This window comes from Erythrobacter sp. QSSC1-22B (genome assembly GCF_001678665.1).
Lineage (GTDB): Bacteria > Pseudomonadota > Alphaproteobacteria > Sphingomonadales > Sphingomonadaceae > Qipengyuania.
In genome coordinates this window covers 1-20,475 of the sequence record NZ_LZRP01000013.1, presented here as the reverse complement: position 1 = coordinate 20,475, position 20,475 = coordinate 1, and the positions used below count along the sequence as shown (strand labels likewise).

General features: G+C 59.6%; 20 protein-coding genes. 6 read left to right on the top strand and 14 right to left on the bottom strand.

Going from position 1 to position 20,475, the window contains the following annotated elements; all coding sequences use genetic code 11:
• Positions 1–43: 43 nt before the first annotated feature.
• From A9995_RS15010 to A9995_RS14945, 14 genes are all read right to left on the bottom strand, one after another.
• A complete protein-coding gene (locus A9995_RS15010) occupies positions 44–298 on the bottom strand; it encodes a hypothetical protein (protein WP_067614487.1) in 255 nt (84 codons plus the stop codon).
• A complete protein-coding gene (gene parA, locus A9995_RS15005; protein ID WP_067614485.1) occupies positions 295–933 on the bottom strand; it encodes a ParA family partition ATPase in 639 nt (212 codons plus the stop codon). Before parA ends, A9995_RS15010 begins: the two co-directional genes overlap by 4 nt.
• On the bottom strand, positions 930–2,054 hold the full coding sequence (locus A9995_RS15000) for a replication initiator protein A (RefSeq protein WP_145917002.1): 1,125 nt from the start codon (positions 2,052–2,054) through the stop codon (positions 930–932). Before A9995_RS15000 ends, parA begins: the two co-directional genes overlap by 4 nt.
• A gap of 20 nt (positions 2,055–2,074) precedes the next feature.
• A complete protein-coding gene (locus A9995_RS14995; RefSeq protein WP_067614565.1) occupies positions 2,075–2,356 on the bottom strand; it encodes an AlpA family transcriptional regulator in 282 nt (93 codons plus the stop codon).
• 177 nt (positions 2,357–2,533) lie between these two features.
• Positions 2,534–3,034 carry a DUF2285 domain-containing protein gene (locus A9995_RS14990; protein WP_067614483.1) on the bottom strand — a complete coding sequence of 167 codons (501 nt, stop codon included), beginning with the start codon at positions 3,032–3,034 and terminating at the stop codon, positions 2,534–2,536.
• Positions 2,976–3,383 (bottom strand): transcriptional regulator domain-containing protein, encoded by a 408-nt coding sequence (locus A9995_RS17260; RefSeq protein ID WP_199797283.1) that lies wholly within the window; start codon positions 3,381–3,383, stop codon positions 2,976–2,978. The genes A9995_RS14990 and A9995_RS17260 overlap by 59 nt, the downstream gene beginning before the upstream one ends.
• 30 nt (positions 3,384–3,413) lie before the next feature.
• Entirely contained in the window at positions 3,414–3,683 is a 270-nt protein-coding gene (locus tag A9995_RS14980) for a DNA -binding domain-containing protein (protein ID WP_067614479.1), read from the bottom strand.
• 126 nt (positions 3,684–3,809) lie between these two features.
• Positions 3,810–4,061 (bottom strand): helix-turn-helix transcriptional regulator, encoded by a 252-nt coding sequence (locus A9995_RS14975; protein ID WP_067614477.1) that lies wholly within the window; start codon positions 4,059–4,061, stop codon positions 3,810–3,812.
• A 191-nt stretch (positions 4,062–4,252) separates the two neighbouring features.
• Positions 4,253–4,576 carry a DUF736 domain-containing protein gene (locus tag A9995_RS14970; protein ID WP_067614475.1) on the bottom strand — a complete coding sequence of 108 codons (324 nt, stop codon included), beginning with the start codon at positions 4,574–4,576 and terminating at the stop codon, positions 4,253–4,255.
• A 585-nt stretch (positions 4,577–5,161) separates the two neighbouring features.
• Positions 5,162–5,602: a hypothetical protein gene (locus A9995_RS14965; RefSeq protein ID WP_067614473.1), complete on the bottom strand. Its 441-nt coding sequence runs from the start codon at positions 5,600–5,602 to the stop codon at positions 5,162–5,164.
• Positions 5,603–5,758: 156 nt separating this feature from the next.
• A complete protein-coding gene (locus A9995_RS14960; RefSeq protein WP_199797282.1) occupies positions 5,759–6,700 on the bottom strand; it encodes a DUF2493 domain-containing protein in 942 nt (313 codons plus the stop codon).
• 299 nt (positions 6,701–6,999) lie between these two features.
• A complete protein-coding gene (locus tag A9995_RS14955) occupies positions 7,000–8,082 on the bottom strand; it encodes a toprim domain-containing protein (RefSeq protein WP_067614469.1) in 1,083 nt (360 codons plus the stop codon).
• 61 nt (positions 8,083–8,143) lie between these two features.
• Positions 8,144–10,237: a ParB/RepB/Spo0J family partition protein gene (locus A9995_RS14950; protein ID WP_067614467.1), complete on the bottom strand. Its 2,094-nt coding sequence runs from the start codon at positions 10,235–10,237 to the stop codon at positions 8,144–8,146.
• 148 nt (positions 10,238–10,385) lie between these two features.
• Entirely contained in the window at positions 10,386–11,339 is a 954-nt protein-coding gene (locus A9995_RS14945) for an ArdC family protein (RefSeq protein ID WP_067614465.1), read from the bottom strand.
• Positions 11,340–11,971: 632 nt separating this feature from the next.
• Between A9995_RS14945 and A9995_RS14940 the strand changes: the two genes are divergently transcribed.
• From A9995_RS14940 to A9995_RS14915, 6 genes are all read left to right on the top strand, one after another.
• Complete coding sequence (locus A9995_RS14940; protein ID WP_067614463.1) at positions 11,972–12,358, top strand: helix-turn-helix domain-containing protein; 387 nt, start codon at positions 11,972–11,974, stop codon at positions 12,356–12,358.
• The gene (locus A9995_RS14935) at positions 12,358–13,587 is read left to right on the top strand and encodes a type II toxin-antitoxin system HipA family toxin (RefSeq protein WP_067614461.1); all 1,230 of its coding nucleotides are present in this window, start codon (positions 12,358–12,360) and stop codon (positions 13,585–13,587) included. The genes A9995_RS14940 and A9995_RS14935 overlap by 1 nt, the downstream gene beginning before the upstream one ends.
• Positions 13,588–13,666: 79 nt before the next feature.
• Positions 13,667–15,874 (top strand): ATP-dependent endonuclease, encoded by a 2,208-nt coding sequence (locus A9995_RS14930; RefSeq protein WP_067614459.1) that lies wholly within the window; start codon positions 13,667–13,669, stop codon positions 15,872–15,874.
• Positions 15,871–17,793, top strand: coding sequence for a UvrD-helicase domain-containing protein (locus A9995_RS14925; protein WP_067614457.1), 1,923 nt, complete (start codon positions 15,871–15,873; stop codon positions 17,791–17,793). Before A9995_RS14930 ends, A9995_RS14925 begins: the two co-directional genes overlap by 4 nt.
• A gap of 120 nt (positions 17,794–17,913) precedes the next feature.
• Positions 17,914–19,026, top strand: coding sequence for a toll/interleukin-1 receptor domain-containing protein (locus A9995_RS14920; protein ID WP_067614455.1), 1,113 nt, complete (start codon positions 17,914–17,916; stop codon positions 19,024–19,026).
• Positions 19,026–20,363 carry a hypothetical protein gene (locus tag A9995_RS14915; RefSeq protein ID WP_233998249.1) on the top strand — a complete coding sequence of 446 codons (1,338 nt, stop codon included), beginning with the start codon at positions 19,026–19,028 and terminating at the stop codon, positions 20,361–20,363. Before A9995_RS14920 ends, A9995_RS14915 begins: the two co-directional genes overlap by 1 nt.
• The last annotated feature ends 112 nt before the right edge of the window (positions 20,364–20,475 follow it).

Sequence of the window (20,475 nt, the reverse complement as noted above, 5' to 3'; positions counted from 1 at the left end):
GCGGTCGTGGACGGCGTGTCGGACAAAGGCGAAGCCGAGTACCTCATTTCGCTTCTCCGTCGCGGTCGGAGAACTCTTCCACGAGAAGCGCGCGCAGCATGTCGGCTACGGTGACGCCGCGCTGGAAGGCTTCAATCTTAATCCGGCCGCGGAGTTCCGGTGTGATGTCGACGGTCAACCGGGCGGTGTAAGCCGTCGCCGCACGATCGCGCTCAGCTGATCTATTCGAGTCCCTGACCCATTCGTCCGGCGTCGCGGGACGGGCGGCAAAGCGTTGTTTCGAGCGGTCCCGCGTCATCGTGCGAGCCCCCGCACTTCGTCCGCGAAGGCGGTGATTTCTGCGGCGGCGCGGTCGTTCCCTCCGGCTTCAAAGACGAGCCTGCCGGATTGAGCGCTGGCGGCATAGGCGATGCGCTGACCGATGCTCGCCGACAGTCTCGGCGGTTCGGTTTCGGCTAGATGGTCGGCGGTGTCGCGCCCGATGATCGTGCGCGCGGCGCAGCGATTGAGGACGAACCGGGCCGCGAGATCGGTACGATAGACGCGCGCCTCGCCAAGGAGCGTCAGCATCTCGGCGGACGCCCAGCCATCGAACGGAGACGGCTGCACGGGGATCAAAGCAAGGTCGGCGGCGAGCAGCGCCGAGCGCATCAGCGCCGCCACGCGCGGTGGTCCGTCGATGATCACATGATCTGCATCGCGGGCGAGCTCGGGGGCCTCGCGGTGCAGCGTATCGCGCGCCAAGCCGATAGTTCCGAACAGTCTCGGCAGTCCTTCACGGGCGCGCTGCTGTGACCAATCGAGCGCCGAGCCTTGCGGATCAGCGTCAATCAGAGTGACGCGCAATCCCTGCCTAGCCCATTCGCCGGCGAGATGCAGGGCGAGCGTCGTCTTGCCGACACCGCCCTTTTGGTTGAGCAAAGCGACGATCACCGCTTCGCTCCTTTTCCGGAAACAGGAACGCTGCCAGCCGCCTTTGAATCGGACTTGCGATGCGACGTGTTGGACGTGAATCCAGTGGTGTCTGCGCCGCCGCCAGAGCCGTTCTCCACAGTCGCGCGCGCTCTACAAGAGTTAGATTCTGGGTTAGACTCTAAGTTAAGGGCGGCTTTTTCGTTTTGATCTTCGTAGCTTAGGCGCGATTTCGGTTCCTGATAGCACGACAGTCCGGTTCCTAATGGCACGATAGGCCGGGTTCCTATTGGCACGAGGCCGTCCACGGCCTTTCCACAGGTCGAAGGCTCGAACGCAAGCAGCGTCTTGCCGCCAATCTCGACCTCGATCGACAGGACATATCCGGGAAGCGGTTGGCGGCGGACAATGTCGCGCAGCTCGAAGGCGAAGCGCTTGAACGGCGAGAGGCTGCCAGATTTGAGATAGAGATGCCGGAACTCGAACCGCCACCCGTTCCGCTGCCGCCCACCATGCTTGCGCACGACCCGGTAAAGCCAGCGGTCGAAGCCGCCCGTGAGGGAAAAATAGGCGCTGTCAATCGTGAGGATGAGCGCGTCGTCCAGCACGGCGCTGTAGAACCAGTCGGGAACGATCAGCTCGATCCCGGCGGGGCGCCCCTGATTATCGGTGCGCTCGACCCATTCATTGATCCAGGAGAAGCGGTGGCGCCGCCCAACTGCGGGCTGCCGGATGGTCGTCGCCACGGTGGTCGACTGCAGTCGGTCGAGCGCGGCCTTGAGGCGCTGATAATCGCGCGAACTGACGCCGCGTCCGATGAAGGTGAGGATCTCGTAAGGCGTCGCCGCCATGAGGCGGGATGTCCGCAACCCGGCATCGCGCGCCTCGACCAGGTGGCTCGCGGCCCAAATCAGGATGTCCGCATCCCAAATCGTCGCCATACCGTGTTCGGGGACCGCTTCGACACGGATCACCACGTCGGCCACCGCATAGTCGATCGGGCGGGTGCGGTGCTTCTTTGAGAGGCTGAAGAAGGGATAGGCCATCAAGTCCTGCGCATCGCGCGGGGCCGGATCGCTGCTGGTCGCATAGAACAGATCCAATTGGGCGCGCTCGGACGGGGTTTGGGGTTTCCGCAACATTGCAGTGTGCGCTCGACCGCTTAGCGCGGGTCGCCGCCGGACGGCGCAAGGGCTGCATCGTCCTGGCGTTTGGCGGGGAGGACCGATCCGCGCGGATCGGAGGTCGACGTGACCGCGCCGCGGTCCGCCCAAGCCTGGAGGTCCTCCACGGAATAGACGACGCGACCGCCAAGTTTGCGGTAGTCGGGACCGGTGCCATACGTGCGGTGCTTTTCGAGCGTGCGGCCGGAGAGACCGAGGAAATGGGCCGCTTCGGGCGTCCTGAGATAGCGTGGGGGGAGCTGGGCGGCGTTTGCGGACATGATCGGGCCTCCGTGGGTTCCAGGCGTGCTGCCGATGATCGGCGGCGATTGGAGGCCACGATGGCGAAGCGCCCCCGGCATGCGCAGGTGCGAAGAAGGCAGACGCTATTTTGCACAGCGTCGAAGCGCGCGGCAGTGTCGGGTCGATTGGAGTGGGTGTGTGAGCCCTAGTGGCGTCTAAGGTCTGCGACGATGGCGCAGAAGATCGCGGTAGCCGTGGTCAATTATCGCCCGACCATCCCGCACGAGGCGGATCGTGGCGTAGCGAAGCGACGACTCGGCCCATAATTCTGCAGCGACCCGGCGTTTCCCAAACAACCCTTCTGCGATCTGTCGCCGCGAGGCGCGGACAGCGTCGCCATCGGCGGCACGGATCATCAGCACCAGCCTGCTTCGGCGCTGATTGCTCAAACGGGTGTCGGGCGCATGTAAGCCGTTTGCGATCCGCCAGAAACGCTCGGCACCGGCAAGACGATCCGGACTGAGGGCGTCAATGGGGATAAGCGCTGATACGGAATGGGTTGGATCGACCTCGCCGAGCAACACGGCATAGACTGATGATCGCCCGGATCCGTGGCAGGTGTAGAGACCGTCGGGCGCCAGGCGCGATCTTACCGACTCAAGTTTGAGCGGTGCTGTCTCGTATGATCCGGGCAGCCCCGAGCTCGGGGTCAGCATAACGAGCGCGGTATCGACTTCCGGTGCCCAGAATATCGTTTCGTCTCTTGCAGAATGCCCCGGGTTCGTAGCGAAATCGCAACCCCCATTGCTGTCGGATCACATCGTCGATTGCGTTGGGTTCGATGGCGGCGGCGGCATAGTCTTTCCGATAGCCGGAATTTCGGCGCAAGCATTCCCAGGCCAGGCCCTCTGCATCGAGGTGGTCGAGATAATCATACGCGGCGTTCTTGCGCCATTGTGTTCGGTCGAGCGCCATCCTCTCCTCCAGCGTCTGCAGGCCATGGTGGGCGTTGAAGTCGCCATGATTACAAGACGATGCGGTCTTGAGAAGCCGGAGTTTGAACAAGGGGCGATGCCGTAGCGGCATCACCGCCCATCAGTGACGGCCCTCGCGGAGGAGATCACGATAGCCGTGCTCGGTCATCCAGCGCGCGCGGGCGAGGTGAGCGTCATGGATGTGGCGCGCGCGGACCGGATCGGCATTCGGATCGATGTCGAACAGTACCCGCACCACTTCCCGCCAGTCGGCATTGTCCAACTCGGCGTCTAGCAAACGCAGATAGAGTTTAAGGTGGGTCCGATCGTAGTCTGTCAGTTCCGTATAATCGGGGGGCTGGTTCTCGAATCTGTCGGCGCTCACCACCATCCTCCCTCGATAGCGATCAAATCATCGGTTGTTAACCATATCGGGGTTGTTGATCTGAGGAAGTGGCGGCGGTGGCAACAGGCGGTGCGCACGCGACATCGCGGTTCATGCCTGCGACTGCTACTACTACGCGCCCGGGCTCTCGTCTTTGGCGTGAACAATCATCACTCCTTCCCCTTGGCCGGAATTGAGGAAGACAATGCCGGCGCCTTCGAGCGCGCGGCGGACCTGGTCCAGGGTCGTCTCGAAGACCTTCAAGTCGTTTGCCGACTCGAGGCGCTTCAAAGCGGTCAGTGATACCAGGGCTTTTTCAGCGAGCGTCTCCTGCGTCCATCCAAGCAACGCGCGCGCAGCCCGCGTTTGTCGGGCGGTGATCATGCATGATCACCTCCTACAGACACATATACGCACGCCAGAACTACGACTATAATAGTCGCTCTTGACTGTGCTGGCGAGTAAAAAGTTTAGGAATGGCAGCTGTTTGTATGATCGAGTGCAATCTGATTCGGTCGTTTCAGCGCGCGAATGGCCCCGCCCGGAATGACCGGGCGGGGCGTCGCATCGGAGGCTCAGTCGCCGTTGCGGCGGTTGGGGCGGCTCCAGATGAGGCTGAAACCTTCGCCGTCTTCGTCGTCGAACAGGTTGGCGTAGATCGGAGCGGTGAAGCTCGGATCGTCCAGCTTGAGGCCGAGATATTCGCGGCCCTCGTTGGACTGCTTCGACCAGGCGGCTCCGATTTCGGCGCGGCCCACCAAGACGCGGTGGCTGGGGGCGTTCTCGCTGGTCTGGCTGGTTTCGGGAACGATGCGGACGTTCTTGGCCTGCACGTTGAGGGTGACGATCTCGCCGGTGTAGTCGTTGCCGGATTTCTTGAAGGTGCCGATGGTTGCCATGATATTTCTCCGTTTGCTTTGTTTTCGAGCCCGCACCATTGCGGCCTCGATGACGATCGGCGGGCCGGAGGCGACCGACGGCTCACCCGCAGGGCCGAAACTCAGTGGAGGACGGAGACGGGAGACTTTCTTGTTTCGCGAGGAATGGCGGCGCAGCCGACAGGGGAAGAAAGTGGACCGGCACCGTTGAGGCATAGGCGGTCGAGGCGAAGCCGGCCTTTGGTCAGATCAGTCCATTGAAGAGGCTGTTTGGAGCGGTCGACCCCAACAGAGATGCTTACGGAGAATTTGGAAACCAAGTGTCACCGAGGAAGTCCGGCTCCGCGAAATGATTGCCGGCATCCGTCACTCAAGTGTGCAATGGCCAGTCGCTCCATCACCCATCCGGCCAGACCAGCGAGAATGTAGCCACCACGTATCCAGAGAGCCCGCGCTTTCGCGATGCTGTCTCGGAGCATTCTGACGAAAAGGTCGCACTACGGATGAAACTGGACATCCGAGCGCGCCTCCATTCCGCCGCCAAAGAACGCGCCGGACGGACATGGGAGAAGCCCGCCTCTTTCCCGTTCCGGCATCGTCTCGTGATTAAGCCCCCGTTGCACGCTCCACGCCCGGCTCGGGCGGGGCCGTGCCCGCCATTCGAAACAAGGCGGTGATACCTACCGCGATTGCGCCGACGATCGAAAACGCCATCTGCCGTCCTTCGGACGGCATGAGGTGCTTCGCGATCCCATGCGTTGCAGCGTAACCGGCAACCGCAGCCGGTCCCGCGAAGAGGGCCGCGACGATGAGGCGAACCCAGAGCGGGCGGGCGAAAGCGAAGACCAATTGCCCGACAATGGCGACGGCGCCCGCAGCGAGGACACCGATGGCGAGACCGCCGACAATGCCTGCGCCGCTGTCATGCGCCCATATACCGGCCGTCACGCCGATGAAGAGCGGCAATGCATAGACGGCGAGCGTGAAGACGAGCCAGCACAGGAAGCTGATCACGCCGAAAAGAAGGAGGATGTTGAGAAAGATCATGGTGAGGTCTCCGTGCTAGTACGGTCGCGCCAGCCACCACCACCTCGGTGCATCTTGCTTATAGCAGAAGACGCGAAAATTGGGAGGGATCTGCAGGCGGGATCGATGCAACCGTCCGGTATTGCGGTTGCTTGATCGTAAAAGGTGAAACGGCGCTTACGCGCCGTCCTTCTTGCGAAAGTCATAGGCTTTGATGCCGAGCTTCCGCGCCTTGTCGGCGAAATTGTCCTGAATACCGGTACCGGGAAAGAGGATGACCCCGATCGGCAGGACGTCCAGGATTGCATCGTTGCGTTTGAACGGTGCGGCCTTGGCGTGTTTCGTCCAGTCGGGCTTGAAGGCGACCTGCACGACCTTGCGGGTTTCAGCCCATTTTGCCGCGATCAGTTCGGCGCCCTTTGGCGATCCGCCATGCAGCAAGACCATGTCGGTATGCTTGGCGTAGACCTTGTCGAGCGTATCCCAGATCAGCCGGTGATCGTTGAAATCCATCCCGCCGGAGAAGGCGATCTTGGTGCCTGCAGGCAGATGCACTTCAGTATCGGCGCGCTTCTTTGCGGCCAGAAAGTCCCTGCTATCGATCATCGCCGATGTCAGGTTGCGATGGTTCACCCGTGATCCGGACCGTGCGGACCAGGCAGAACCGGTCAGTCGGAGATAGTGATCGGCGGCGTTGTCGCGAAAGACTTCCATGCAGTCGCGGCGTTCGAGCAGCGATTGACCAACCGATATCAGGTGTTCGAGTTGGACGGCGGCAACTTCCGAACCGTCCTGTTCGCGCTGGCCGCGTTTCTGCGCCTGTTCGTTGTCGTCGAGCTTGCGCTCGATCCGGCCGGTAGCGCGGTGAAAAATGTTGACGCTCGACCAGAGCAATTCGTCGAGATCGCTATCGAGACTGGTGTCCGCCATCGTTGCGACGAGGGCACCGAAGATATCTGCGACCGCGCCTTCGATCCGGGTGTCCTCGGGCACTTCGCGCGGATCGGGATCGTTTTGGGAATGGCGGTAGCCGTGCAATTGCAATTCGGTGCAGATCGTGTCGGTGGGGGATGCGCTGTGATGGGGTTCGTCATCGGTGTCGTGGGGATCGGTGAACATGGGATGCTCCTTAATCGGGTGGACCGCGACCGCCGCGGCCTTCATGGCGACGAAAGACGGCGGGCGGGGCGGACCTGCACCCGGAGCCCTTGCGGAGGGCCGAAGCGCAGCGGAGGATAGCGAAGGCCGGTTCTTTTGCCTCGCGATGGAAAGGCGGCTTAGCCGCCGCCGGAAAAGAACCGGGCGCAGCCATTGCCGGTCCGCCCCGTTTGCCGTCCGTTCGCCCTCTCAGAAGGCCAAGGTCGCGGCTCTCACGGATGATGGTGCGCGCGTCCCGTTGCCGGTCCCGACATGATTGGTCAGACCCGTTCCGCCTCGCTTCCGGCGACGCTTGCGACGTTCATGAAGCGCGCGACATCATCCGGTGCGATCTGGATGCGGATGGAACTGCGCAAGGCATCGATCCCGAGAAGGCGCAGATCCTCGTTGAAGTCCCCGCGGTGCGGCGACAGCGTGATGGCCTCGATATCGGCCTTTTGCGCCCGGTCGATCAGGGTTTCCATTGCGCCATCCCCAGCCGGGTCGTCATCACGCGCGATATAGAGCCGGCGCAGTTTTGTCGGAAACAGGATAGCAGCCAAGTGTGTTGCCGACAGGGCAGCTGTCATCGGCATTCCGGGCAGGACCATCCTCAGCGACAGCATGGTCTCGATGCCTTCTCCCGCCACGATCACATTCCGCGGCACCCCAAACCGGACGGCATGGCCGAGCAAATTACCCATCGCGCGGCGCGGCGTGTCGATCGGGGCTTTGCCAAGATTGGCGTCCGTAAATCCTTCGGGATTAAGCCAAGTTCGGTGTGCGCCGGTGATTGTGCCTTCGAGATCGGTGACGGCGGCAACGATCGCGGGCCATGTCTCAGTCTCGGAATGGCGGTCGGGCCGGTAGTAGCAGCGCGGGTGAAAGCGCAGGTTTCCGGTTTCGTGCAGAGCCGTAATGCCGCGTCTGCGCAAATACGTTTCTGCGAGCGTGCCAGAAATCGGCTGTGCCATCGCATACAGCCGTCGGGCCGCGTCTGGTGATCCGGAACGTGCCGATGACGGCCGTGCTTTCGTGTCGGTATTCATCTCCGGCTGCGGTAAACTGAGGAACCGACGTGCCTCGTTGGCGACATCGGCAAAGTCGATCAGCCCGCAGCTCTCGCGGATGATGTCGAGCAAATCGCCATGTTCGCCGGTGGCGGCATCGGTCCATTTTCCGGCCGCACCTTCGCCGGATTCCGGCCCCTTCAGTCGGACGAACATGGACTGGCCAGGCGTGCCGCGCACATCGCCGATCATCCAGTAGCGACCTTCGCGGCGACCATTGGGAAGATAATGCCGACAGACCGTCTCTGCGTTGCGAGCTAGCGCTTCGGTTAGATCGATGATCGAACGGGACATGACAGTTCCTCCAAAAGAAAAAGGGCCCGCCTTGCGGCGGACCCAGTGGGGAATGCTGTCGTCATTCCGCGGCTTCGAGTTCTTCTTCCTGCTCCTTCTCGTCATCGTCGACGGGTCCAGTGTTTTCGTCCATGACCGTTTCGCCGTCGTTCGCCGCCGATTGCTCTTCGCCGTCTTCGGCGACATCGACCTCGAGATGGTCGGTGCCGCTTTCGGCCGCGGGGGTCCGCAGTGGTTCCGGCAGCCAACCGGTCCCGGCGAGCAGGTCCTCGGCCCGTTCGACCATCGCATCCTTCTTCAGACTTTCGATGTCGGACGCGGCTTTGTCGCCCTTCGCCTCGGCCACCGCCGCAGCGATGCGCGTCTTGGTCACCCGTCCGAGATAGGCGTCGCCGGTCGGCTTCCAGCCCGCTTCGGTCATGTCGAGCCCCAGCGTCACCGCCAGCCTGTCGGCATGGGCAATCGCGCGCGGTCTCCGATTGTACGCTTCGACCGTGGCGTTGGCGGTGAGCGCGATGCAATGCGCGAACAGTTCCTTGCGCATGGCATCCGACAGGTCGCCGAGCGCGTCCCATAGTTGCTCGGGATCGTTCGGTAGAGCGCCCGCAAACGCCTCATGCCGCTCGGTAAGCGCCGTCGCATAGGGCGTTTCGCCCAAGCCCGGTGCCTGCGATCCGTAATAGACGCAGGTTGCTGACAGCTCGAGGCAACTGTCCTGCGCGTAGCTGTAGAACGTGTCGAGCACGAGCTTGTGCAAACACGCGTGAAATGCCGTGTCGAACGAGCCGCTGAGCGCGAGGCGAAGCGCGACCGTGCGATGCGCAGTCAGTTCGGTCACCAGCCGGTCGGGAATCGGCTTCAGACCTTCATCCTCCTCCGGTTCGTCTGCGGGGTCGACGGATTGCGCACCATTGCTCTTGGTCTCACCGGCGCCAGACGTTTCCGTCTCATCGACTTCCGGTTCCACGGGCAGTTCATCCTCAGGACGCACGAACCCGCGCTCGACATGCAGTCTGCCACCCGGGCTGACGCTGAGGAACGCGCCCGCGCGTGAGACGTCGTCGGTATCGTAGATCATCGGACGGTCGTCGATGGCCTCGATGGCGGTTTCGATCTCGCCAAGCCGCTCGTCGATCTCGTCGGGCAGTTCCGGCAGATCGGCATATTCGGCTTCGAGCTTGTCGAGTTCGGCCTGCAGCGCCTCGCGGCTGGCGTCCTGCTCGTCGGTCAGCGGTTCCTGTTCGCCGAACACGCGGCGTAATCCGTAGGTATGGCCATAAGGGAAATCGAGACCGACCTCGATCCACTTCCAGCCTTCGGCGCGGATGGCTTCCGCTTCCTCGTTGAGCTTCTCGGTGACGAGCATGTCGACCAGGCCGATATTTTCCAGCCAGCCGCCATCGTCGCTTTCGAACAGATCGCGCATGACGGCACCACCCGCTTCGACATAGGCGTCGATCCCGATGAACAGCGCCCGCTTGTCCGACGCCCGCACCGCATCTTCGGTAAGCATGCGGCGGATCTGGTAGGGCTGCGCGGAGTATGAGTCCTTGATCGCTTCCCATACTTGGGCCTGCCGTTCATGGTCGGGATTGACCGTGAAAGCCATTAACTGATCGAGCGTCAATTCATCCTCGGCATAGGCTTCGAGCAACGTTTCGCTGACGGCAGCCAGACGAAGTCGCTGTTTGACGACGTTGACAGAGACGAAGAACGCCGCAGCGATCTCCTCCTCGCCCATCCCTTTCTCGCGCATCGACTGGAACGCGCGGAACTGGTCGAGCGGATGCAGCGGTGCGCGCTGGACGTTCTCGGCCAGACTGTCCTCCTCGGCGAGACCCTCGGTGCGGATCACGCACGGCACCGGCGCGGTCTTGTTCAGGCGCTTCTGTTTCACGAGCAGTTCGAGCGCGCGAAAGCGGCGGCCACCGGCGGGCACTTCGAACATGCCGGTCTCATTGCCGTCTTCATCGGTCACCGCCCGCACGGTCAGGCTCTGCAGAAGCGTGCGCCGGGCGATGTCCGCGGCCAGTTCCTCGATCGCGACGCCTGCCTTGATCCGCCGGACGTTCGACTGGGACAGAACCAGCTTGTTGAAGGGAATGTCACGCGACACACTGAGCGCGACTTTCGACTTGGTTTTTGCATTGGTCATGGGTTTTCTCCGCGACGGGCGGCCGGGAGACTCTCTCTCGACCTCCAACCCGTCACGAAAACACCCTCCCTCCTCTCCCTCTCAAAGCACCGCCGTCCGTAAAACCTAAAAGGCTGGTTTCCGGCTTTACGGTTCGGCGTAGAAGCGGTCATGCTTCGGTCCGCGCCGGGGTCGCCGCGCCCGCCGTCTCGCGTTCCGGCAGAAATCCAAGCAGATAGTCGGCCGCTTTGCTGGCCTTCGACGCGGCGCGGACGATGGCGCGGTTGTCCTCTTTCAGAACCTCCAGCCAGGAACCGATATAGGCGGCATGCCGCACGGTCGGCACGATGCCGAGCGAGGCGCAGCAGAAGGCGGCGTTCATCTCGGCGACCAATTCCTCGAAGGCGTATTTCTTCGACCCGAACGAACCGGACATGTCGCGGTCGAGCCGCGACGGATGACCAGATGCGTGCCCGAGCTCATGGAGCGCTGTGCGGTGCCAGTTGATCGGCTCGAAATAGGCCTGCGGCGGCGGAACCTGCACATAGTCATGGGCGGGCGCGTAGAAGGCGCGATTGCCGCCGATGCGGAAGTCGATGGACGTGGCTTCGATCAGGGTTTCGACCCTCGGTTCGATCAATCCCGGTTCCGGCGGAGGAGCGGCGACGGCCACTTCATCGGGCAGGTTCTCGCATTGCGCCGCATTGAAGACGGTGAAGCGCTTCAGGAACGGGATCGCCTGCGGATCGTCACCGGTTTCGCGGGCGCGTTTCTTCTCATCGTCGGGCACGAAGCGGTCGGCATAAACGACGGTGGTGCCGCGTTCGCCCTTGCGGACATTGCCACCAAGCGACAGCGCTTGGCGAAAGGTGAGCCAGCTCTGGCCGGGAAAGCCGTGGTCGATAACAGCACCCCAAAGGATGAGAATGTTGATGCCCGAATAGCCGCGACCGGTCGCGGCATTGTTCGGCATGGCGAGCGGCGCTTTCGCCGCCGCCGTCCCCCAGGGCTGGACCCAGGGGACACGCCCGGCCTCCAGTTCGCCGATGATCTTGTTGGTAATGTCGTCATAAAGGTTGGTCCGGTCGCGCTTGGCGCCGGCAGTGCGCTTGTATCTGGACATAGCGGTTCTCCGCGACGGGCGCCGGAAGCTCTCTCCCGGCTCTCAACCCGTCACGAAAACCCGCCCGCACTCTCACTCTCAAAAGGGGGCGTTGCGGGGGAATCTCCTCGCTCGAAGGGGTCGGACGAGACTACAGGCTCGACAGCAGGGGAAGGCCTTCCCCTCATGGATTTCGGAAGTTCCAGTTCCGATCATCAGGACGCCCACTTCCAATTATCATGCTCATTCAAAGCCGATTGTTTGGTCGATTAACACGGTCACTTTGTCTCTGGCTGATTTCGTCGCCCCACAGGCGACAAAATTCATTCCCACCAAAGTGGATAGGCACCGAGCTTTGAAATTATGTCATTAAGTCGCGATGGCGATGGAAGAGAAGCCAAGCTGAAGTGAGTTCTCGACCAGTTGCTGAATCCTCGGCATAAACATCGAGTAAAGCCGCGCCGAGCACTGCCGGTTACAATCGCTGTTTGATGACATCGATGAAGAACGCAGCGGCGATCTGCTCCTCGTCCGTGCCTTCCTCGTGCATAGCCTGGAAGTGGGATCATATGGATTCTCGAGAATAGTTGCGCCCACGCCTTTTTTCCACTAACAGTCATATTTGACGGATAATAAGGAAAAGAGCGTCAGATATGGCAGTTAAGGTAAGTTCACTGAACGCACGATGGGCGCTTACGGCTTTGGGCGCGAACATCAAGACGGCGCGCTTGAAGCGGCGCATCTCCGTCAAGGGGTTCGCCGAGCGGGTCGGCGTGTCCGAAAGCACCGTTACCCGCCTGGAGAAAGGCGACGACGGTGTCAGCATCGGCACGCTGGCGATGGCCTGCCTCGTCCTTGGCGAGATCGAGCGCATTTCCGACTTCCTTGATGCCGGGTCTGACGATACCGGGCTGCTTCTCGATCGGGAAGCGCTCCCCAAACGGATCGACAAAAAGCGAAAACCCGGATCGCCGCCATCCGGCAAAGGCCAATCAGCCCCCTTGTCCGATGCGGATGATGAAGAAGGGGTCGGTTTCTGATGCCAGAAGCGATCGTCGCCCTTGGAGAAGGCAAGCGTGTCGTCGGCCGTCTGCGCTTTGAGAGTGACGGCCGCCGCCAGCATTCGCAGTTTGAGTACGCCGACGAATGGCTGGCCGCATCCGACCATTTCGCGCTGTCGCCCGGATTACCCCTGCGCGAAGGCAGCCATTTCAGCACCGGCAAGGAGGACAAGCGTTCGGCACTGTCCGGATGCTTTGCCGACGCCGCACCGGATTCCTGGGGGCGGGCTTTGATGACCAAGGCGCTCGGCGGCGGTCTCAGCGAGTTCGACTATCTCGTGCTGTCCGACGATCGCACACGGCAGGGCGCGTTACGGTTTCTCGGCGAAGACATGGAGCCGCTGTCCGACCTGACGCCGCCGATCCCGCGTCTGGTCGAACTTGAACGGTTGCGCGGGCTTACCCAGCGGTTCGAGCGCGATCCTGGTGGCGCGGAGGAAGAGGCGCGTGATCTGGCCGGCATTGCTGGCTCGCTCGGCGGCGCGCGCCCGAAGGCCAATGTGGAAGGCGATGGCCACCTCTGGATTGCAAAGTTCACATCGGCGCAGGACACCAAACCGGTCGAACGCGCAGAGGTCGCCACGCTGAAACTCGCGGCCATGTGCGGATTGCGGGTCGCCGAGGCGAAGCTGGAGTTACGGGACAGCGACAGTCCGATCGCGCTCATCCGCCGATTCGACCGCCGCGGCGAGACGCGCATCCCCTATATTTCAGCGAGAACCGCGCTGGACTGGCAGGGGGACGAAGGGGGCTACTACACGGATATCGCCGATGTGATCCGGCAGATTTCCAGTAAGCCTGTCGATGATCTGCACGAGCTTTGGCGGCGGATCGTCTTCACGATCCTCGTATCCAACAAGGACGATCATCTGAAGAACCACGGCTTCATCTATGCCGGCGGGGATCGGTGGCGGCTGTCGCCGGCCTTCGATATCAATCCCTCGCCGTCGCGTCACAGGATTTTGGAAACGGGTATCGTTAAGGGCGGATCGTTCGATGCCTCACTCGATATTGCGCTTGAAGCATGTGAGTTTTTCGATCTTGAACCAACTGCGGCTAGGCAAGGAGCATTTGAGATGGCTGAAATGATAACAAAGCAATGGAAACAGGCCTTGCGCGATGAAGGTGCATCACCTGGAGAAGTGCGGACATATGGTGATGCATTCGAACACACAGAAAGCGAGAAAGCTCTGAATTTGACTGACTAGACGTAAGATCTGAACAGTCGAGCATGGGGTAAGGGTCGCTTCGTAGCCATCGTTCAGATGAGTAAAAGGAACAAAAACAATGCACATCGATACTTTGCGAATTCGAAACTTTCGACGTCTTAAAGATGTGCAGATTAACTTGGCGTCTGATCTCTCTATTTTCGTTGGCGCAAATAACAGCGGAAAGACGTCGGCTTCGGCCGCCCTCCAACTCTTTATGGCTGCCTCTCGTGAACGGTTCTCGGTCCATGACTTCAACGCTGAATCATGGGTGGAGATGAACGCCTTCGGCGAGTGTGTGGAGGGTGCAAATCTCCCAACCATATCGCTCGATCTTTGGTTCCATGTTCAAGCTCAAGATCTCCATCGCGTTGTCAATCTGTTGCCAAGTCTAGCTTGGGAAGGAAACCTTGTAGGCATCCGCGTCGAGTTTGCGCCAATCGATGGAGCCTCACTCCTTGCTAATTTCAGCGAGGCCAGAGAAAGAGCGCGTGCCAACATTCGGCCTGGTGCGAACGGCGAGGCCGACTATCATCCAGAACCGAGAACGCTGCATGACTATTTGGCGGCCAATCTGAAACAGGAATATGAGCTAAGGTATTATGTCTTGGATCATGCGCAATTTGATGCGGAATTCAATGAAGCCGCCGGTTACACGCCGCTCCTGTTGACTTCTGACAAGGGGCGAAGCGGGAAGGACATTTTGAGTTCGCTACTGCGTGTCGATTTTTTGCATGCACAACGCCATCTTGCAGATGCCGCGGCAGGCAGTCGCGTGGAAGACCTCTCGCGATGCCTGAGCCGGTTTTACGACAGAAATCTGGAGAAGCGCGGCGACGACTTTGATGCGATTCGTGCACTGGCGGACTCTGAAGCGATGCTCAATGACCATCTTCAACGCGTGTTCGAACCAACATTGAGCCGACTCAGTACCCTTGGATATCCTGGACTTTCCAACCCACGGCTGTTGATTAAGTCGGCGCTTAACCCAGCGACGATTATGAGCAGTCACGATGGCGCGCGCGTTCACTACGCACTCGGCGATCCTGAAGAAGGCATTGATCCTCCGACACTTCCAGACCGCTACAATGGGCTGGGTTTCAAGAATCTTATCTACATGGTGGTCGAACTCCTCGATCTTCATGCACAATGGATGGACATCGAAGAAAATAGGCCTCCGCTTCATCTCGTTTTCGTGGAAGAACCGGAAGCGCATCTTCATGCGCAACTTCAGCAGGTGTTTATCCGCAAGGTCTTCGATATTCTTGCCGTGGAAGGCGAGGAGCGCGAAAACCATTCAAGCCAGCTCGTAGTCACCACACATTCGCCGCACATCCTTTATGAGCGCGGATTTCGACCGATCCGTTATTTTCGGCGAAGCACAACGGCGGCGGGTCAATCTTCAGATGTACTCAATTTGTCAGCGTTTTATGATCAGACAGCCAATCCAACTCGAGACTTTCTAGAGAGATATCTGAAGCTTACGCACTGTGATTTGTTTTTCGCAGATGCCGCAGTGTTGGTGGAAGGCAATGTGGAGCGGCTGTTGTTGCCACAGATGATCGAAATGGCTGAGCCGCGTCTCCAGTCCGCTTATCTGAGCATACTAGAAATTGGCGGAGCCTTCGGTCATCGGTTTCGCACGTTGATCGAGTTTCTGGGCATAACCGCGCTCATCGTCACGGATATCGACAGTGTAAGAGCAGGCATCGATGATGCGGCGGTTGAAGACGAAGGGCCGCATGATGATCAGGAAGAAGGTAGTCCGGGAAGCACCTGTATGGTGCATGTTGCAGATGCGGTAACGTCCAACCAGACGCTTATCCAATGGTTGCCTGCACGCACAACGATTGCAGAATTATTGGAAGCCACAGACGACCAAAGGACCCAGTCCCGTGCTGAGAACGATAATGCTTTGGTGCGCGTAACATATCAGACCGTTGTTGACGTTAACTGGGCCGCCGAACACCAGTTGATGGCGGGTCGCACACTTGAAGAGGCGTTCGCGCTTGAAAATTTGGTTTGGTGTCAGGATGTAGCGCGCGCCGACCTCAAGTTGCGCATACGTGGAGGTGACGGTCTAACGATCGACCAACTCGCTGAGCGCTTGCACAAGCGGATCAAGGGATCCGGCTTCAACAAGACTGACTTCGCGCTGGCGCTGCTCGCGCAGGACCCTCAAACGTGGGTGGTGCCACGTTATATAGCCGCAGGGCTTCATTGGCTTGCGGACGAAATCACGCCAACTTTGCCGCAAGTTGAGGGCGAAGAAGGAGTGGCTGCATGACCAATCGTATCGGGCAGCCGGATACGGATGCCGACCGGGAGCTGCGCGAATGCCTCGATCAGCAACCGTTGACGAACTTCGTGATGGTGGCAGGAGCGGGCTCTGGGAAGACGACGTCTCTCGTGAAGGCGCTTGCTCACCTTTCAACGACCCGCGCAGCCGAATTGCGAAGACGAGGCCAACAGATCGCTTGCATAACTTATACGGACATTGCGGTTGGCGAAATATGGGGTGACGTGGGCAATGACAGCCTGTTCCACGTCTCGACAATTCACAGCTTTCTCTGGACGATTGTAAGTCCGTTTCAGCAAGATCTGAAGCTTTGGGTGGAAGGGCGTATTGAAGAAAAGATTGCCAAGGCACAGGAGCGCTTGGACAATCCGAGGACGCGCGCCAACACTCGCGAAAACTTGGCTCGGGATATGGAACGCTATCAACGTCAGAGTCAGGCGCTCGTGGGCGTAAGCCGGTTTAAGTACGGCACCGGCAGCGATTATGGCAATGGCCTATTGGGTCATGACGATATCCTGAAGATTGGCCCGGCATTGATCGAAGAACGGCCCCTACTGCGAACACTCATTGCCAATCGGTTTCCGTTCATTTTCGTTGACGAGAGCCAGGACACTAATCCGATCTTCGTCGCGGCCCTAAGGCAGGTAGCTGAAACTGTGGGTGCGCGCTTTTGCTTGGGTTTCTTCGGCGATCCGATGCAGAAAATCTATACAACTGGTGCTGGACCGATTGAGTTGGCTGATGGCTGGAATGAGATAACAAAGCCAGAAAATTTCCGGTGCCCTACAAGTGTCCTTACGTTGATTAACAAAATTCGTGCTGAAGACGACAGACTTCAGCAAACTCGCGGCCGAATGATTGAACGAAATGGGAATCTTGAAGCGGTCGAAGGCTCAGCTCGCCTGTTCATTCTTCCATCTGATGATCACAGAACCGAGCGTCTAGCGCAGGTGCGGCAATGGCTTGCGACGGCAAACGACGATCCGCTTTGGCAAAGTGACGATGTTGATGCCGATGTGCGGGTCCTTGTGCTTGTTCACCGCATGGCTGCAAAACGTCTCGGTTTCCCCAATCTTTACTCGGCACTCAATGATCAGGCACCAGCCAATCTGAAAGATGGGCTACTGGATGGTACCGCATGGGTTTTGAGGCCATTCATGACGTTCACGCTCCCATTAGTCAGCGCTGCGAAAGAAAAAACGGATTTTGAGGTCATCTCCTTGTTGCGCAAGTACTGCCCGCTACTCGGCAAGGACCGTATTGCGGATCAGGACATCCCCGAGCTGATCAATAGATTACGTCAAGACGTGCCGCGCTTAATCGAAATGCTTCATCCGGGAAGTGACGTCACCATCCGGCAGGTACTTGCATTCTTGAATGAGCATAGTTTGTTAAACCTCGATGATCGGTTTGCTGCTTATCTCGAAGATGGGGAAGTTGGCATGGATGGCGAGGAAGCGGGCAAAGAAGAAGTATCGGTGAACGCGTTCCTCGATTGTGCAGCTTCAGAGCTTTGGGGCTATCGCCAATACATCGAAGATCAATCTCCGTTTGCCACGCAGCAGGGGATCAAGGGTGCGGAGTTCGAACGTGTATTGGTGATCCTTGATGACGAAGAGGGTGACTACAACCTGTTTTCTTACGGAAAATATTTCGATATCACGCCACTTTCCGGCACCGACAGCAAGCACCTACAAGATGGAACTGACTCTGTGTTGGGAAGAACGCGACGATTGTTCTATGTGTGTTGTTCACGTGCAGTGAAGGATTTGGCAGTTGTGCTGTTCGTTCCTGATGTCGCTGCGGCCAAGGAGGCCATAGAGGCTAGAGAAATATTTCCAGCCGCTGAAATTTATGAACTTGCTGCATTGGCAGATCAAAGGGTCGCGGCTGAGATGAATGGCTGAGCGGCTCGCGCCGCGTTGCGCATTAGCCGGTATCGAGATTGCGCGTGTCGATAGCCGAAGCAACGTCATGTACGTGAAGCCAGAGAGGACTGCAGAAAAGGTGACGGAAGGGAATAGCGGATGAGGAGAGTACTGACGGTTGGGGTGAACTATACTGGCGATGCTATTGACGGGGTGGAAATCGATAACCTGGGGCTATGCCGTCCCGAGGTCGATCGAGAGAGGGCCGCATATCCGCTCTACGAGTATGACACGATCATCATCAACCCAGAGAGCTATACGCATTTCCTGTTCGGGAGTGAGGGCGAATTCTCCGACGAAGATAATGAACTGGGTAAGTTGAAGCGGCAGAAGGACAGCTATGACATCGACTCCGCTTTCGACGCCGAGGACCGGCAAAAGGAGATGGAGGCCGCGATTGCGGACGGAGCGACTACCGTTTGGTGCCTGTCCGCACCGAAGAGGATGAACTTCTTCGGTTATCGCGAAACGCATTTGGGATACGTGGCCCCTAAAGTGGCAAAATTCGTGAAACGCTCGGACCTTCTCGTGAAGAAGGGCCGCAGGATGGGTGGAGTTGATCCGGATAGTCCATTTGCGCGCTATTTCGAGGTGATATCGCAGACGGGCGGCTGGACATTGTGCTTGTCTGATCCCGGCGAGGGCTTTGCTTCAATCGCCACGACGCCGGAAGGCTACAGTCTAGGCGGACACATATCGATTGGAGCGACAACTGGCTGGCTGCTAACTGCTCCAACATCGCAAGAGGCTCAGAACCAGCTCGTCCGCGATAGCCTGGCGCTGGAGAAAGCAAACCCGGCGCATGAGAAATACCACGGCATCTTCCTGAGTCACACCAGCGTCGACAAACCGTTCGCGCGCCAATTGCGCAAGGATCTCCTTGCCTATGGGGTGGAGCACGTTTGGCTGGACGAGGCCGAAATTGACATCGGGGACTCGCTGATCGCCAAAATCGAAGAGGGCATGAAGCTCAGCCGCTTCATCGCCGTCGTCTTGTCGAAAAAATCGATCGGCGCGCCTTGGGTGAAGAAAGAATTGGACGTGGCGATGAACCGCGAGATCTCCAGCGGCGAGGTCGTCGTTCTGCCGCTGCTCTATGAAGAGTGCGAGCTTCCAGAGTTCCTGAAGGGGAAGCTCTACGCCGACTTCTCGAAGCCCGAAGACTATGAAACGGTCCTCGGCAAGCTCCTGCGTCGCCTCCGGATCGCCTGATGAGTAAAGCTGGGACGGGTCCGAGCAATGCGATGATCTCCGCGATGTCGGATCTGTGGCGGTTGCGCTCGCCAGGACCGGATAATATCCTCGCGCATCCAGCGTTCGAGCAGCTACGCGAAGCGTGTCGTGACGGCTACCCGAATGCAGGCAAGAAGGGACCGGCCTTCGCATTGTCGACCGCTTTGCGGTCTCTGGGGCTTCCCTGCGGCCTGCAAAGGCAGACTGCTCATCTGGCGTTGCCCGTTGAAGCGGCGGCGATGGGCCTGGATGCGGCGATGCAGGCGACCCACACCAAACGCGTCCATCTCGTGCCGCTCGATCTGGCTGCTGACCTTCCGTCAGTAACTTTTGGCCCGGCGAAAGTGGGCCGGCTCACGGCGGATGAACTGCGGTCCTTGGTCGATGAAACCAGGATGAAGCGGATTCATCCGCGACAGGACTTCGACGCCGAGCGCTTCTCCGAGTTTCACTGGCTGATTGTTGAGGAGACCGTTGCGATCGAACAGGAGCCGGAGGCCCGTGCCATCCCAGTGCTGTTCATGGACTTGAGTAGGGACCTAGGACAGATAGAGCCACACAAAGGCCGGTTTCCTAGCGCTGTTGAGGACGCGCTGTTCTTTCTGCTGTTGGCACCGTGGGAAAGCTGGTCGACGATGGCGGAGGTCGACTGGCGCGGTTTTCGCGTCCCGTGGGTCTACACCGTCGACAGCGACATCTTCGCTCGTCTCAATACGCCGCCGTCCCCAGATACACTGAGTTGGGAGCCTCGAATCTATGACGACGGCTATGGCGGGACCGTGGAGGAGGAGCGGCCAGTCGAGTTGCGCATGGAGGACAGCGTTTCGACGGAGATGCCGGTCTGGGACCAGAGCCGTTGGGCGATCGTTGAGAAGGCGAAGCAATCTGTTCTGTTCGAAACGCCGATCACTCACTTCCTAGTCCGCGCATTCTTGGTGGACGGCATCGACGAATTCTTAGCGCATATCACAACGATCGAAGCGGCGCTGGGCCTGCGCGCCGATTACCAAAAGGGCTTTCGGGTCGCGCCGGACCGCCACAAGCGGTTGAGCGCATCAAGAAAGATGCGTGGTCGCGTGGCTGGTCTACTCGGTGATCGCTGTTATGCGGACCGGTATGAGCAGCTCTTCGGTGTGAGAAGCGCGTTTCTACACGGGCGCACGATGTCGGCTATTTCAACCCAAGAGCGGGTGATGGCGCGTTCTCTGGCTCGTGAGGTTGTTGAGGCGCTGTTGCTCGCGACGCAGGCCGGGCCGATCGTTTCGCGAGAGCACTTCCTCGATGACCTCCTCGATAAAGGGGTGACCAAAGTCTAGTGTTGTAGCGGCTAGACCGCCGGCTCGGCAGAACACCTACCAGCTGTGTCCGGGCCCGCGCGCCTTTGTAATTGCTTCGTATTAGAGCGGTTTCCACACGAACTGACTCGAA

Bases quoted from the DNA above. Each gene is read 5' to 3' on its own strand.
- A9995_RS15010 (WP_067614487.1), bottom strand. From the start codon at position 298: ATGACGCGGGACCGCTCGAAACAACGCTTTGCCGCCCGTCCCGCGACG.
- A9995_RS15000 (WP_145917002.1), bottom strand. From the start codon at position 2,054: ATGTTGCGGAAACCCCAAACCCCGTCCGAGCGCGCCCAATTGGATCTG.
- A9995_RS14995 (WP_067614565.1), bottom strand. From the start codon at position 2,356: ATGTCCGCAAACGCCGCCCAGCTCCCCCCACGCTATCTCAGGACGCCC.
- A9995_RS14990 (WP_067614483.1), bottom strand. From the start codon at position 3,034: ATGCTGACCCCGAGCTCGGGGCTGCCCGGATCATACGAGACAGCACCG.
- A9995_RS14980 (WP_067614479.1), bottom strand. From the start codon at position 3,683: ATGGTGGTGAGCGCCGACAGATTCGAGAACCAGCCCCCCGATTATACG.
- A9995_RS14975 (WP_067614477.1), bottom strand. From the start codon at position 4,061: ATGATCACCGCCCGACAAACGCGGGCTGCGCGCGCGTTGCTTGGATGG.
- A9995_RS14970 (WP_067614475.1), bottom strand. From the start codon at position 4,576: ATGGCAACCATCGGCACCTTCAAGAAATCCGGCAACGACTACACCGGC.
- A9995_RS14965 (WP_067614473.1), bottom strand. From the start codon at position 5,602: ATGATCTTTCTCAACATCCTCCTTCTTTTCGGCGTGATCAGCTTCCTG.
- A9995_RS14960 (WP_199797282.1), bottom strand. From the start codon at position 6,700: ATGTTCACCGATCCCCACGACACCGATGACGAACCCCATCACAGCGCA.
- A9995_RS14955 (WP_067614469.1), bottom strand. From the start codon at position 8,082: ATGTCCCGTTCGATCATCGATCTAACCGAAGCGCTAGCTCGCAACGCA.
- A9995_RS14950 (WP_067614467.1), bottom strand. From the start codon at position 10,237: ATGACCAATGCAAAAACCAAGTCGAAAGTCGCGCTCAGTGTGTCGCGT.
- A9995_RS14945 (WP_067614465.1), bottom strand. From the start codon at position 11,339: ATGTCCAGATACAAGCGCACTGCCGGCGCCAAGCGCGACCGGACCAAC.
- A9995_RS14940 (WP_067614463.1), top strand. From the start codon at position 11,972: ATGGCAGTTAAGGTAAGTTCACTGAACGCACGATGGGCGCTTACGGCT.
- A9995_RS14935 (WP_067614461.1), top strand. From the start codon at position 12,358: ATGCCAGAAGCGATCGTCGCCCTTGGAGAAGGCAAGCGTGTCGTCGGC.
- A9995_RS14930 (WP_067614459.1), top strand. From the start codon at position 13,667: ATGCACATCGATACTTTGCGAATTCGAAACTTTCGACGTCTTAAAGAT.
- A9995_RS14925 (WP_067614457.1), top strand. From the start codon at position 15,871: ATGACCAATCGTATCGGGCAGCCGGATACGGATGCCGACCGGGAGCTG.
- A9995_RS14920 (WP_067614455.1), top strand. From the start codon at position 17,914: ATGAGGAGAGTACTGACGGTTGGGGTGAACTATACTGGCGATGCTATT.
- A9995_RS14915 (WP_233998249.1), top strand. From the start codon at position 19,026: ATGAGTAAAGCTGGGACGGGTCCGAGCAATGCGATGATCTCCGCGATG.